Raw genomic sequence first — 13,497 nt, 5'->3', positions numbered from 1 at the left:
AGTAGATTTACTTGCACTCAATGAACAACTGAAAATCTGCTTAAAATTTTGTTTAACAATGTGATACAAATTAAATAATCAATACTAGTGATTTTCGCTGCAGGCGGTGACTCCAGCGGGAATAGCGTGAGCTGAAGACCCCGCAGGAGCGCAAGCAACGAGGAGGCTGAAGCCATGCCCGCGGAAAGCGTCGCCCTGTAGGAGAAATCCTAGCGGACACTTCATTCAACTCACTACCGCTCAGTATCCCTTTTCTGTGAGTTATTCCATTTTATCGATTCCATGAGGTGCTTTAGCACTTTTGTTGTTTGCCAAATTAGCTTATGTACTCGTTTAGGATAAAGCGCACAAGTAAATAATATAAAGCAGTGGTTTTTTGATGAAATATTTGGGGAAGCCAAATAGGAGGAAGAAATAATGATAGTAGAGAAATTAAATATCGGTATTATAATCGGGAGTGTACGCCAAGGTCGAAATGCAGAAGAAGTAGGGAACTGGATGTATGATTTTGCAGTAAAACGGGGCGATGCAGAATATGAATTAGTTGATCTTGCAAAATATAAGTTACCGTTTTTAGGAGAAGAACTTCCTGCAGAAAGAAGAGACGAAGCAAACAATGCTATCAGTGCTTGGACAGATAAAATGGCTTCTTTTGACGGCTATATTTTCGTGACCCCAGAATATAACCATGCAGTTGGAGGAGCTCTTAAAAATGCATTAGACTACTTGAACATACAATTGAACAATAAAGCAGCAGGATTAGTTGGGTATGGAAGTTTAGGTGGCACTCGTGCACATGAAAATATGCGTTTAATCTTAGGAGAATTACAAGTTGCAGATGTTCGCACTGCTGTAACTTTTTCTTTAATGACCGACTTTGAAAACATGAGTGTCTTCAAACCAGCTGATTACCATACAGCAAATGCTAATACTATGCTTGAAGAAGTTCTCGTATGGAGCGGAGCCTTAAAAACAATTCGTAAATAGTTGTGTGCTGAAAATCTAGTTAATGGCCAAGACGAATATATAATACGATTCGGCTTTTTTAGTATATTTGACGACCTTTCAAATAAAAAGTACAATATATTTAATTCGAGATAGTTTAATTCAAGGTAAAATGAAGGGAGGAGTCAACATGGAGGAAAATCTATCATTAAAATCATTTGTCGCATTGATGAAAGCATCAAAAATGATACAAGAACGAACAAAGAAGGATATAAGTAATTATAATATGCATATGTCTGAATTCATGGTTTTGGAGGCTCTATATAGCAAAGGAAAACAAACGGTTCGGCAAATTTCGAATGCTGTACTTATTAATTCGGGTTCAATCACATACGTTATGGACAAATTAGAACGAAAAAAGCTACTGGAAAGAATCGATTGTAAAGAAGATCGTCGTGTTGTATATATTCAAATTACAGAAGATGGGAAAAGAATAATGGATGATATATTTCCAAAGCACCAACTTGTAATAGAAGAAATATTCTCTTGTATTTCAAACCAGGAAAAAGAAGTATTCATCAATTTATTAAAAAGAGTTGGAAAAATAAGTGTTAGTTCATACTAGCAACAAAAGCAAAGTGAGGAGTCGCATATGTTATCTCTAAATCCTAAAAATAATTCTGAACGAGAAAATTATAAGTTGTTAATAGGAAGTATCGTGCCTAGACCGATTGCATTCGTCACGAGTGTTGGTGAAGATGGGACGATTAATGGTGCACCATTTAGTTACTTTAATATTGTTTCTTCTAGTCCACCGATGATTTCTATCGCAATTCAGCGGAAAAATGGAGAACGAAAAGATACCTCAAGAAACATTGCAGAAAAACATGAATTTGTTGTGCATATCGTTGACGAAGATAATGTAGATAAGATTAATATTACTGCTGCATCACTTCCACCAAACGAAAGTGAAATAGACAAAGCTGATTTAACGCTTGTTTCAAGTGATAGTATTTCTACCCCAGGGATTAAAGAAGCGAAAGTTAGATTTGAATGTATATTAGAGCAAATAGTGGAATTAGGAGAAGAGGGAGCCATTACTACGGATTTACTGATTGGAAAAATAGTGCGTTATCATATAGATGAATCTATTTATGAGCAAGGTCGTATAAATAGCGATACTTTAAAAGCAGTTAGTAGATTAGCAGGATCTAATTATGCCAAAATTGGTGAAGTATTTTCTATTAAAAGACCAGACTAATCTAGTAAAAGAAATGGGAAATCATAAAAGGATACAAGAATAAATAACCTCAATAAACCGAATACAATTGTACTAAGTTTATTGAGGTATTATTTTTTCATACAGAAGTTATTCCCCAGCATGTCTCCACTCTATTTCTTCTCCTGTTTTTGGGGAAGTTAAAAAAACATCTCCTTTTACTAAAGGCATTTCATGTCCATTCGCATCAATATACTTTCCGGATTCCGGTACTACTTCTCCAGTTTTATGAACGTGACCTTCCGCGTGTTTCCAATTAGTAGCTATTTCTGATTGTGGACAGGAAGGGAACTTATCTCCTTTATATAGTTTTTTCGTAATACCTTCCTCACATGTATAATCTCCGGTTTCTTGTACAATGTCGTCTGTTTGGTGTTCATACATATTTTGCATGGTGCATTCCTCCTTCGCATATTAACGTATAGTCATTGTTTACCCATCTATTAATCTAACAAACATTGAAAATATGATTTACACCACTACAAAGTGGGTAATAGAGTAAGTACACGGAATTATCAGTCAATAGATGTGTGGTAGGAGGTGAAAAGATGAATAAAGGCTGGTTTGTGTTTCTATTAGGGATAAGTGCATTCATCATATTTCCTTATCAGGTTTATGGAGAAGAGACGAACCATGAAAGAAAGGGACTACTAGGTGAATCGATTACTAAATTAGTGGAAGAAACAAAAAATGTTACAGAAGAGGTAAACTCGACATTAGATAATACACTTCCAGTTAAAAAAGTGGAAGAGGTAATCCCAGCCGTGGAACCAATGAAAGAGATACTCACAGTTGTTGAACCTGTGGTTGAGACAGTAAAGGAAGTCGAAGAACAGACAAGCGAAGCGGTTGAACAGGTAGTGAATGAAGTACCTTCGACTACTAAATCCGTCGTTTCAAATGTGATGGATATAGTAGATGAAACAGTAGAAACTGTTCCCGATACTCCTATTGTTACCCCTATTTTGACAGAGGTAAACGGTAGTGTAAAAAAGGTAACGAATAAAGTACAGGAGACAGTAGAGGAAGTGTCCAGTACAGCGCTAGTTGTAATCGATGAAAAAGATTTACCAATAGTCGAAGAAAAAAAGACCGACAAATATAAGGCCGCAAAAGCAAGTAGAAGAACCAGTTAAAACTGATACAGCCATTCCTACTGCTGCTCCTGAAGAATCAGTATCCGTGCCAGTCTCAGTTCCAGCTGTAGAAGAATCTCCACTACAAAATCAGTCGCCAGTGGAAGAAACTATAGCGAGTGTAGAAAAAGAATCGTTTGAGATTTTACACATTAAGCAGGATAAAAAGTTAACGGGAAAAGCAGAAAAAAAAGAAACAAAAAAATCTTTCAACAAAAGCTCAATCGTTTTACCTTCTATTCCTGTTAAGCAAAAGAAAAAAGTTATTGTTACACCAATTTCAAACACTTCAACAAGTGCTCCAAGCTCTGCGTCCAATTCCGTAGTAGTACAAAGTGGAGATGCTCCATTTGCTCTATTGCCTTCGCAAGAGCTAATGAAGGAATTGACGCGTAAAAAATGGTATCACAAAAACCATTATGCGATTATCCAGTGGATTCATACTCCGCTTAGGAAACCACCAGAAGTAACTCCTTTTTATACATGATGAAAATCAAAATAAAAAGGAGAGAATATAATGAAAACTATTAGCTTACATTTTACTTGGACTGTACTCAGTTTTTTGATGTTGATATTACTAACCCCGTCTTTGGCAGCAGCGGAAAATGATTCTAACTCTCCCTTACAAATTGAGGTAGATGTATTGAACGATACCCCAGAGAAAGCAACTATTTTGGATGTAGAAGTAAATGATTTACTTGGAATTGACAATATCGACGTAGAGATTCCGAATGCAAATGACGGACAAAATAGTAGCAACGAAGGTAATGAAGAGGAAAAACTCGTAAATTTAACCCTTGCAGATGAGGAAATTGGTGATATGGAAGTCGATGTACTTTCGCACACTGAATCAAGTGCATCAAGTGAAAAAGCGGTAGTAGATATTAAAACAGAAGATCTGGTAGTTGCGGACGATTTAGATATTGAAGTACTCGAACAAGAAGAAACTTTAACAAAAGCTGCATATTCCAACGAAAGTACTTTAGCCGATATCATGGCAGAGGACTTGGTAGTAGCGGATGATATGGGGATTGAAGTACTCGAACAAGAAGAAGCCTTAACAAGCACTGCTTATTCCAACGAAAGTGCTTTAGCTGATATAACGGCAGAGGACTTGGTGGTAGCGGACGATGTTGAAATTGAAGTACTCAAACAAGAAGAAACTTTAACAAGCATTGCATATTCCAACGAAAATGCTTTAGCCGACATCACGGCAGAAGACCTGGTAGTAACGGATGATGTAGGGATTGAAGTACTCGAACAAGAAGAAGCTTTAACAAGCACTGCTTATTCCAACGAAAGTGCGTTAGCTGATATTATGGCAGACGACTTGAAAGTAGCGGATGACGTAGAGATTGAAGTACTAGGACAAGAAGAATCTTGGACAAATACTGCTTATTCCAACGAAAGTGCGTTAGCTGATATCATGGCGGACGACTTGGTGGTAGCGGATGACGTAGAGATCGAAGTACTAGGACAAGAAGAAACTTGGACAAAAGCTGGTTATTCCAATGAAAGTGCGTTAGCTGATATCATGGCAGACGACTTGGTAGTAACGGATGACGTAGAGATTGAAGTACTAGGACAAGAAGAAACTTGGACAAATACTGCTTATTCCAACGAAAGTGCGTTAGCTGATATCATGGCAGAGGACTTGGTGGTAGCGGATGATATAGCGATCGAAATACTAGGACAAGAAGAAACTATAACAGAAACAACTTATTCAAGTGAAGATGCAGTGGTAGATGCAGAACTGGGATCAAGTGTAATTGCTGACAAGATAGAATTAGATGTGCTTGCAGATAAAACGCAAATGATAAATGAAGGTAGATTAGAAGAAACAAGCCGTATGGAAAAAGGCGTGCATTTGAAACTTACAAATGTACCAGTTCTTGAAGATGTTCATATAGGAATATTAGAAAATCAAACATCTACTTCTAATGAAGGCTATGCAGACAGTTCAAGCCTTCTCCATGTAGAAATTGAAGATGAGAACTCAAGTTCCTTACTGAATGATTTGGAACTAAATGTCTTACCTATAAGTGATTCGATGGAAGGGGAACTAGAGCAAAACAGCTCATCAGCTTTATCTCTTGAAACAACAGATGGTTTACTAGGCGATCTATCTGCAGATGTATTGTTATCAAGAACCGCTAGTGATAATGACATGGAAATGTCTGATAGTGGGGTAGTGGAAATAGTGAGTGATCAATTTCCACTAACGGATCAAATGCATGTAGGAATATTGGATCGTCATGAAATGAACGGCATTAACAAACGATATAGTAATAGAGGCGTTTTACAGTTAGATGTATTATCTGATCCATTGGATCAATTAACAGTCGATGTGTTGACAGATGATCAGTACACAAATAGCGATGGTTCTTCCCAAATAAATCACGGTCTGTCTCTAGGAATAGATAATGATTTATTAGAAAATACAACTGTACAAATTCTTGGAAGAGAAGAATTGGTAGCTGCTGATCCTACTATCATTCCGAATAATCCCAATGAATCAGTTGAGAACTCTCCTGAAGAAGTTGGAGGAAATACAGGGGAAACAGCTATGGAAAATGAAATACCGGCAATAGTGGATGAGGGCATTGAGGAAGTTTATGCAGATGCGGGTGAAAGTGAGAACATGAATGAAAACACAAATGCAGATACTGAAACTGAAACCGACTCAGAAACAGCTGCGATTACAGATCCAAATGCAAATATGAACACAAGCCCAGAAGAGAAAGTAGAAAATGGCATAGGTGAAATTGAAATTGCTACAAACAATGAGGAAGACCAAGACGATGCAAGTATGTTTGGTAATCTGAATGATATCTCTTTTAATGGAAATGAAATGCAAGATGGTTCCATGCTTCCAAAAACAGGTGGTTTTTTTGACGGTATGCTACTGATGTTATTGGCTTTGAGTCTTCTTATTGGTGGATTAACAATTCGTAAATTCGCGTAGAAGAGGGGGCATACTATGATGAAAAAACACATCGGAAATTTATTGATTTTGATAGCTATTTCCATGTTAATAATTGTTGGTCATGGAATGTTAAAAAACAAACAACATCAAGAACAATTAGTAGAATCCTTTGCTAGCATAAAAACAGAGGCAGCTACTAGTGAATCGAAAGGTAGTCAACCTACTAAAGATGAAGATGAATCTACTCTATCAATGGAGAGAGCAGATGATGCAATGGGCATTTTAACAATCGATTCTATCGACTTGCAAGCGCCTATTGTAAGAGGAGCGGCTCCAGAAAAATTGAATAAAGCACTGGGAACCATTGATAGACTTGATGAACCCGGGACATTAAATGGCACTTCTGCAATTGCAGGGCATCAATCCCATGTATTTGGCCAGTTTTTCAACAGATTGAACGAACTTCAAATTGGCGACCAATTTGAATTGGAAACAATAACGGAGATTCTGCGGTATGAGATATTCAATATAGTGATCGTCAAGCCAGAAAATGTGGATATTCTAAAAAGGCAGAAAGGCATTACGCTTTTGTCCTTAGTTACATGTTATCCAGAACGATCCAATCAGTTTAGGCTTGTCGTTCAAGCTAAGCAAATTTACGATTGATCTACTAAACAACTAAACGCAAGAAGAAAAGTAAACTACTTTTCTTCTTGCGTTTTTAATCGCGAAGGAAACAATCATAATTTAGACATAATCAAAAATACCATATTTTTTAATTTTATTATAAAGACTTACCCTAGAGATTCCTAATTTCTTTGCAGCTGCACTTTTATTTCCATAAGTCACTGCTAGAGCTTCTTGAATTCGATCTTTTTCCAAGCGCGCTTTTTCGTGTTCTAACCCCTCTTTGTCTACGGTATTATTAGTATAAGAAGGGAATATGCTTGCGATATCTTCGGCAGTAATCGTTGAATGATCGATAAATATAATCATTCGCTCTACGATGTTTCTTAACTCACGAATATTTCCAGGCCAGTCATAGTTTGTGAACATTTCCATTGCGCTATCCAAAAGAGTAGGCACCTCTTTTTGGTATTTGGCAGAGTATTCTTGTGCAAAACCATTGACCAAGATCGGAATGTCTTCAATTCGTTTACGGAGGGATGGCACTTTTAAAGTGACGACGTTGATCCGGTAATATAAATCCTCTCGAAATTGGCCATTTTTGATCATCTCTTCCAAATCACTATTTGTGGCTGCAACAATCCTAATATCCACTTTTTTTGAAACATTGCCACCTATGCGTATCACTTCTCTTTCTTGTAGCACCCTTAATAGTTTTACTTGCATATCAAGCGGTAACATACCAATTTCATCTAGAAATAAAGTCCCACCATCTGCCATTTCTACTTTTCCTGCTTTTCCGTCTTTGTTAGCACCGGTAAAAGATCCTTTTTCGTAGCCAAAGAACTCGCTTTCAAAAAGAGCCTCGGGAATTGCCCCACAGTTAATCGGTATAAAAGGTTGGTCCTTTCTCAAGCTTGCTTCATGTACACCTTGAGCAAACAGTTCTTTCCCTACGCCACTTTCCCCTTGAATTAAAACCGTTGCATCCGTCTTCGCTACTTTAAGAACCAAGTCTTTCGTAGTTTGTATCACTGTGCTACCGCCTTTTATTTCACCTAAAGGTCCAATTTGTTCTTGTAGATTAAATTGTTGTTTTACTTTCTGTAATTCAGTAGTCGTTAAGGATAGTTTCTCATTTAACTTTACGATATTGGTAATATCTTGATCGATTGAAATGGCTCCGATTAACGTCCCACCATCGTCAAAGATAGGAGAGGAACTAATGAGTACATGTTTGTCAGGCCTTGGCTGATGGTAAACGTTAAAAACAGGTTTTTGTGTTTTCAGAATCTCCAATAATTTTAAATCTTCCTTTTTGAAAAACGTACTAATTTTCTTATTTTGGATTCGTTCCACAGGAATCCCATACATTTCTTCGGCTTTTGTGCTCCAATATTCCACTACTCCTAATACATTAATAATGATAATGGCATCAGAACTCGTTTCAATTAACGTATTCAAATAATGGAGTGCATGTTCTAATGAAGTACGATTCATTCCGTACACCTCTTATAAAAAATATGATTTTACTCTTTCTTTACACTAATGTAAACTTTCTGAACACTTATCATTATAAATAATGACGAAAATGATTGCAATGCCAGAATAACCGGCTTTATAAAAGTTGGCACGCTTCTTGCAATATGATATTGCGAACAGATAATTAAGCATTTGGGAGGTATCGTTACATTTATGGTGAAGTTAGGAAATATTATTCAAACGATTGATGCACATACAATGGGGGAAGCGGCTAGAATTGTAGTTGAGGGGATTCCTGAGATTCAAGGCGAAACGATGATGCAGAAGAAAAATTATATGCAAACTGAAATGGATCATATAAGAAAGTTACTTATGCACGAACCAAGAGGACATTTGAATATGTTCGGCGCTATTTTGACAGAACCTTGCAATCAGGAAAGTGATCTTGGAGTGTTATTTATGGATAGTGGTGGCTATTTGAATATGTGTGGGCACGGAACGATTGCTGCTATAACGATTGCGATTGACAGAAACTTTATTGATAAAAAGGAAAAAGTGTTGTTGGATACGCCATCTGGAATTGTTGAGTGTCATGTTGCGTATGAAAATGACAAGGTACAAGAAGTTTCATTTATTAACGTACCATATTTTTATTGAAAAAGAATGTTAGTGTTTTAGTCGATAAAGTAGGAACTGTGAAGATAGATATTGCATTTGGCGGTAGTTTTTTTGCAATTGTCGATGTGACGCAATTTGATTTTGATCTTGATATTGAAGTGCAAGACAAAATAGCGGAAATAGGAATGGCCATTCGAAAAGCAGCAAATGAACAAATAGAAATCCAACATCCTGAAATTCCACAGATTAACACTATTGACCTTGTTGAGTTTAGTTTGGAATTAGGCAAGAATCATTATAAAAATACGGTAGTTTTTGGAGACGGACAAATCGATCGGTCACCTTGTGGAACAGGGACATGCGCAAAGCTTGCAACATTAGATCTCGAAAAAGGGGAAGAAATTATCCAAGACAGTATCATTGGATCAAGATTTAAAGGCGAAATTGTTGATTTTACAGAGGTTCAAAATCTAAGTGCTATTATCCCTAAAATTACGGGATCTGCTTGGATGACAGGAGTTCATCAATTTTCCTTAGATGAAACAGACCCGTATATTGAGGGGTTTCTATTAAAATAATTGGACAATCTTTATAAAAAATTGGAGGTATTTATAATGGGATTAACGAAAGACTTTTTCATTTCCTTATCACAAAATAAAGTATTAAATAGTGCCGCAAAAAAATGGGGCCTCAAATTAGGTGCCCAGTCCGTCGTCGCTGGAACGAGTGTTGAAGAAATGGTTGAAAGTGTTAAGAAATTGAATGCTAAAGGCATTGCTGCAACAATCGACAATCTTGGCGAATTTGTTTTCGAAAAACAAGAGGCACTTGAGGCGAAAAGACAAATATTAGCGGTAATCGAAGCGATTCATGAAAATGCGTTGAATGCGCATATCTCCTTGAAACCCACACAGCTTGGTTTGGACATCGAATACGATTTTTGCTTACATAATTTAAAAGACATCGTTACCAAGGCGAATGAATACAGTATATTCATTAACTTTGATACAGAAGACTATGGTCATTTGCAGCCAACATTTGATCTCTTGGACGAGCTTTCAAAAGACTATAAAAATGTTGGAACTGTTATTCAGGCTTACTTCTATGAAGCGGATGAGAATTTAAAAAAATATATCAATCATCGTACGAGAATTGTTAAAGGTGCTTACAAAGAGCCAGCAAATTTGGCGTATCAAGAAAAAGATGAAATCGACAAAAATTATATAAAACTTATTGAATATCATTTGTTGAACGGTAAGTTTACATCGATTGCCACGCATGATCATCATGTCATTAATCATGTAAAGAAGTTTGTAGATGAACATAATATATCGAAGGACAAATTCGAGTTCCAAATGCTATATGGATTTAGAAACGAACTACAGCTTAAACTTGCTAATGAAGGTTACAACTTCTGTACATATGTGCCATTTGGCGGCGATTGGTATGGCTATTTTATGCGAAGACTTGCGGAGCGCCCTCAAAACCTAAACCTTGTTGTTAAGCAAGTATTCAATAAAAAGACGAATACATTGATAGGGCTTGGTGCAAGTGCTTTCTTATTAGGACGCTTAAGTAAAACGAAGTAAATGTAAGGAATCAGTTATTTTCAGGGGATGGTTTCACCAACCATCCTCCAACTATTCAAAAACAGCCAGAGAATTCGAGATAGAAAGATACAGATTGATTTTTGAGGTATTTGCTTGAAGATTCTTCAATAAGGAGGGAATTATAATGGGGAAAAACATATCATTTTCACAAGTATTGGCAATTGGATTTATGCTTTTCGCGATGTTTTTAGGAGCAGGAAACGTTATATTTGCACCAATGGTTGGCCAACAGGCTGGAACAAATACATGGATTGCCATGGGCGGCTTCTTAGTAACTGGTGTGGGGCTTGTTCTCCTCGCAATTATTGCATTAACTCGAGGTGGAGGGACAGTAGAAAAACTTGCTGGGAGGGTGCACCCGTTATTCGCCACAATATTTTCAATCTTACTTTTCTTATCACTTGGACCCATTTATGTATTGCCGAGAACAACATCTGTTGTTTATGAAATTGGGATTAATCCGTTAGTCCAAGGACAGTCCAATGTAGGCCTCTATTTGCTAATCTTCTCAATCATATTTTTTGCCTTAACTATTGTATTATCTTGGAACACCACAAAATTTGTCGATCATTTAGGCAAGATTATAACGCCAATTTTTGTCGTTCTACTAATCGTACTTGTTGGTAAGTCAATTATTACACCGATGGGAAGTTTCGGACCACCTACAGGAGAATATATCGAGGCAGGTAGTGCCTTCTTAAAAGGGTTCACACAAGGATATTATACAATGGATGTTCTTGCTGCTTTTGTATTTGGAGGGATTTTCATTAAGTCCATCAGTTCTTATGGAATCAAATCAGAAAAGGAAGTTTCAAAGCTATTTATCCAAGCGGGACTCATAACAATTGTTGGCTTGGTTGCTTTACAAATCTCCATGGCATGGATTGGTGCTACCAGTATAGACCCGCTTGGTTATATGGATAACGGGGGAGAAGTATTAGCCCAAAGTTCTATCGTTCTATTTGGTGAAATTGGGATTTATATTATCGGAACGGTCATTTTATTAACTGGGATTACGACAAATGTTGCTTGTTTAGCAGCTGTTTCTGAGTACTTTGAAAGAATCGTACCTTCTGTTTCTTATAAAAAGTGGTTAATTATTTTCTCTGCTTTAAGTTTAGTAATTACAAACTTTGGTCTAAACACTATTTTGACGATGGCGTCTCCAATCTTACTCTTGCTCTATCCATTAGCGATTGCTTTAATTGCTCTAATATTTATGAACAACTTCTTTAATGGTCATCAATCAGTTTATGTCGGTACGATTATTGGTGTTGGCATTGTGGCCATCCTTGATGCTTTAAAAGAAGCAAATATTGCTACACAAGCGATCAATAACGTCTTCGGGTTTATCCCATTATTTGAACAAGGTGCCGGATGGATAATTACAGGTATTATCGGCTCTATTATAGGTTTGCTTGTAGCGAAATCAAAGAAAGAGCCAGCTACAATAATTAATATTGCTGGTGAAAAAGTTAATTAGTATTAATAGATTGAGGCGGGAATATCAAGGGGAGGAACGGCAATCAGCAAATTTGATAGCTGCTTTATAATAATTGTTAATCTCCTTATGGAAACAAGCCATTTTTTGAAGATAATCTTATATAAAATACCTTAAAAGAAGCAACTTCTTTCAAATATGTTTTTTAGAAAGAAGTTGCTTATTACTTAAACTATAAGTTTTTCAATATATAACCCAGGAATCGAATATATTTTTTTAGTGGATTTCAGTTTAAGAAACAATACTACTCATAATTTCTTGATTGGTTATTTCCAAGTATCCTCAGCGATTTTCACAACATGGCGAATTTTTTCCCATTGTTCTTCTTCGGTTAAAATATTTCCTTCTTCTGTGGAAGAGAAGCCACATTGTGGACTTAAGCAAAGTTGCTCAAGTGGTGCATGTTTAGTAGCTTCTTCAATTCTTGCTTTTACTTCATCCGCATTTTCAAGTGCTCCGTGCTTAGAAGTGATGAGCCCTAATACGATATATAGATCAGGACGGCTGATATGACGAAGCGGTTCAAAATCACCAGATCGTTCATCATCAAACTCAAGGAATAAACCATCTACATCTAATCCGTTAAAAATAGTTTCCGATACAAGTTCATAACTACCGCTTGTAATATAGGTCGAACGGAAATTACCGCGACAAATATGCATTGTGACAAGCATATCATCCGGTCTTTTCGCGATTGATTCATTAATCGCACGTGCGGAAAGTTTTAGTGCTTCCTCTACGCTATATTTTCTATCTTTAAGTCCGGCAATGCCTTCCTCGGAAAAAGAAGTCGCCCATGAAGTATCATCGATTTGTAAATAACGACAGCCTTCATCATATAAAGCTTGAATAAATCCTTGATAAGCTGTGATTAGATCATTGAATAGTTCTTCATCACTGTTATAAACTCCCACTTCAATTTTGGCTCTGTAGTACAGCATATTTGGACTTGGGATTGTAAATTTAGCAACAGCATCGCCAGCCACACTTTGCAAAAACTTAAAGTGATCAATCATATAATGCGTGCTAAATCCGATTTTTCCAGTTACTTTAATGCCATGTGCTTGTGTTTTTACGCCTTTAAATGATAGGCCTTCCTCTGGTTCATAAAATTCGACTCCGTCTAGACCGCCTAGAAAGTCAAAATGCCACCATTTGCGACGGAATTCGCCGTCAGTTACAGATTGAAGACCTGCTTCTTTTTGTTTGGCAACGAGTTTCGTAATTTCTTCGTCTTCAATTTGTCTTAATTGATCTGCAGTGATTTCTTTATTTTCAAATTGTGCACGTGCCTCTTTTAGTCGTGCTGGTCGTAAAAAGCTTCCTACGTGATCTGCGCGAAATGGAGCTTTTTGAACTAATTGTTTTGTCAT

General features: G+C 36.8%; 12 protein-coding genes and 1 pseudogene. 10 read left to right on the top strand and 3 right to left on the bottom strand.

All coding sequences use genetic code 11. The features are described 5' to 3' along the window. The first annotated feature begins 417 nt into the window (after positions 1-417). The 3 genes from OR571_RS12515 to OR571_RS12505 all read left to right on the top strand — a co-directional run bounded on the left by OR571_RS12515 (position 418) and on the right by OR571_RS12505 (position 2,206). Positions 418-987 (top strand): NADPH-dependent FMN reductase, encoded by a 570-nt coding sequence (locus OR571_RS12515; RefSeq protein WP_282243126.1) that lies wholly within the window; start codon positions 418-420, stop codon positions 985-987. Between the two features lie 148 nt (positions 988-1,135). Next, positions 1,136-1,570, top strand: coding sequence for a MarR family winged helix-turn-helix transcriptional regulator (locus tag OR571_RS12510; protein WP_282243125.1), 435 nt, complete (start codon positions 1,136-1,138; stop codon positions 1,568-1,570). Between the two features lie 27 nt (positions 1,571-1,597). Beyond that, positions 1,598-2,206, top strand: a complete 609-nt coding sequence (locus OR571_RS12505) for a flavin reductase family protein (protein WP_282243124.1) — start codon at positions 1,598-1,600, stop codon at positions 2,204-2,206. A 108-nt stretch (positions 2,207-2,314) separates the two neighbouring features. On the opposite strand, the gene OR571_RS12500 is transcribed toward OR571_RS12505, so the two are convergent. Further along, positions 2,315-2,617, bottom strand: a complete 303-nt coding sequence (locus OR571_RS12500) for a hypothetical protein (RefSeq protein WP_282243123.1) — start codon at positions 2,615-2,617, stop codon at positions 2,315-2,317. A 155-nt stretch (positions 2,618-2,772) separates the two neighbouring features. On the opposite strand from OR571_RS12500, the gene OR571_RS12495 reads away from it, so the two are divergent. The 4 genes from OR571_RS12495 to OR571_RS12480 are packed head-to-tail and all read left to right on the top strand — an operon-like array spanning position 2,773 to position 6,952. Continuing rightward, on the top strand, positions 2,773-3,360 hold the full coding sequence (locus tag OR571_RS12495) for a hypothetical protein (protein ID WP_282243122.1): 588 nt from the start codon (positions 2,773-2,775) through the stop codon (positions 3,358-3,360). 46 nt (positions 3,361-3,406) lie between these two features. After that, positions 3,407-3,847 carry a hypothetical protein gene (locus tag OR571_RS12490; RefSeq protein ID WP_282243121.1) on the top strand — a complete coding sequence of 147 codons (441 nt, stop codon included), beginning with the start codon at positions 3,407-3,409 and terminating at the stop codon, positions 3,845-3,847. Between the two features lie 30 nt (positions 3,848-3,877). Further along, entirely contained in the window at positions 3,878-6,325 is a 2,448-nt protein-coding gene (locus OR571_RS12485; RefSeq protein ID WP_282243120.1) for an RNA-binding protein, read from the top strand. A gap of 15 nt (positions 6,326-6,340) precedes the next feature. Next, positions 6,341-6,952: a class D sortase gene (locus OR571_RS12480; protein WP_282243119.1), complete on the top strand. Its 612-nt coding sequence runs from the start codon at positions 6,341-6,343 to the stop codon at positions 6,950-6,952. A gap of 81 nt (positions 6,953-7,033) precedes the next feature. Here OR571_RS12480 and OR571_RS12475 read toward each other — a convergent pair whose 3' ends face one another. Beyond that, entirely contained in the window at positions 7,034-8,413 is a 1,380-nt protein-coding gene (locus tag OR571_RS12475; protein ID WP_282243118.1) for a sigma-54 interaction domain-containing protein, read from the bottom strand. A gap of 195 nt (positions 8,414-8,608) precedes the next feature. Here OR571_RS12475 and OR571_RS22955 point away from each other — a divergent pair. The 3 genes and pseudogenes from OR571_RS22955 (at position 8,609) to brnQ (ending at position 12,106) form a co-directional block, all read left to right on the top strand. After that, positions 8,609-9,591 (top strand): annotated as a pseudogene (locus OR571_RS22955) (proline racemase family protein). A gap of 36 nt (positions 9,592-9,627) precedes the next feature. After that, positions 9,628-10,602 carry a proline dehydrogenase family protein gene (locus OR571_RS12460; protein WP_282243115.1) on the top strand — a complete coding sequence of 325 codons (975 nt, stop codon included), beginning with the start codon at positions 9,628-9,630 and terminating at the stop codon, positions 10,600-10,602. A gap of 145 nt (positions 10,603-10,747) precedes the next feature. Continuing rightward, positions 10,748-12,106, top strand: coding sequence for a branched-chain amino acid transport system II carrier protein (gene brnQ, locus OR571_RS12455; RefSeq protein ID WP_282243114.1), 1,359 nt, complete (start codon positions 10,748-10,750; stop codon positions 12,104-12,106). 284 nt (positions 12,107-12,390) lie between these two features. Here the strand turns inward: brnQ and OR571_RS12450 are convergent, their stop codons facing one another. Next, the gene (locus tag OR571_RS12450) at positions 12,391-13,497 is read right to left on the bottom strand and encodes a 5-methyltetrahydropteroyltriglutamate--homocysteine S-methyltransferase (protein ID WP_282243113.1); all 1,107 of its coding nucleotides are present in this window, start codon (positions 13,495-13,497) and stop codon (positions 12,391-12,393) included.

The organism is Psychrobacillus sp. NEAU-3TGS (assembly GCF_029955155.1).
Classification (GTDB): domain Bacteria; phylum Bacillota; class Bacilli; order Bacillales_A; family Planococcaceae; genus Psychrobacillus.
The sequence above is the reverse complement of the archived record's forward strand: the minus strand, read 5'-3'. Positions and strand labels throughout refer to the sequence as shown.

Bases quoted from the DNA above. Each gene is read 5' to 3' on its own strand.
- OR571_RS12515 (WP_282243126.1), top strand. From the start codon at position 418: ATGATAGTAGAGAAATTAAATATCGGTATTATAATCGGGAGTGTACGC.
- OR571_RS12510 (WP_282243125.1), top strand. From the start codon at position 1,136: ATGGAGGAAAATCTATCATTAAAATCATTTGTCGCATTGATGAAAGCA.
- OR571_RS12505 (WP_282243124.1), top strand. From the start codon at position 1,598: ATGTTATCTCTAAATCCTAAAAATAATTCTGAACGAGAAAATTATAAG.
- OR571_RS12500 (WP_282243123.1), bottom strand. From the start codon at position 2,617: ATGCAAAATATGTATGAACACCAAACAGACGACATTGTACAAGAAACC.
- OR571_RS12495 (WP_282243122.1), top strand. From the start codon at position 2,773: ATGAATAAAGGCTGGTTTGTGTTTCTATTAGGGATAAGTGCATTCATC.
- OR571_RS12485 (WP_282243120.1), top strand. From the start codon at position 3,878: ATGAAAACTATTAGCTTACATTTTACTTGGACTGTACTCAGTTTTTTG.
- OR571_RS12480 (WP_282243119.1), top strand. From the start codon at position 6,341: ATGATGAAAAAACACATCGGAAATTTATTGATTTTGATAGCTATTTCC.
- OR571_RS12475 (WP_282243118.1), bottom strand. From the start codon at position 8,413: ATGAATCGTACTTCATTAGAACATGCACTCCATTATTTGAATACGTTA.
- OR571_RS12460 (WP_282243115.1), top strand. From the start codon at position 9,628: ATGGGATTAACGAAAGACTTTTTCATTTCCTTATCACAAAATAAAGTA.
- brnQ (WP_282243114.1), top strand. From the start codon at position 10,748: ATGGGGAAAAACATATCATTTTCACAAGTATTGGCAATTGGATTTATG.
- OR571_RS12450 (WP_282243113.1), bottom strand. From the start codon at position 13,497: ATGACAAAACAATTAGTTCAAAAAGCTCCATTTCGCGCAGATCACGTA.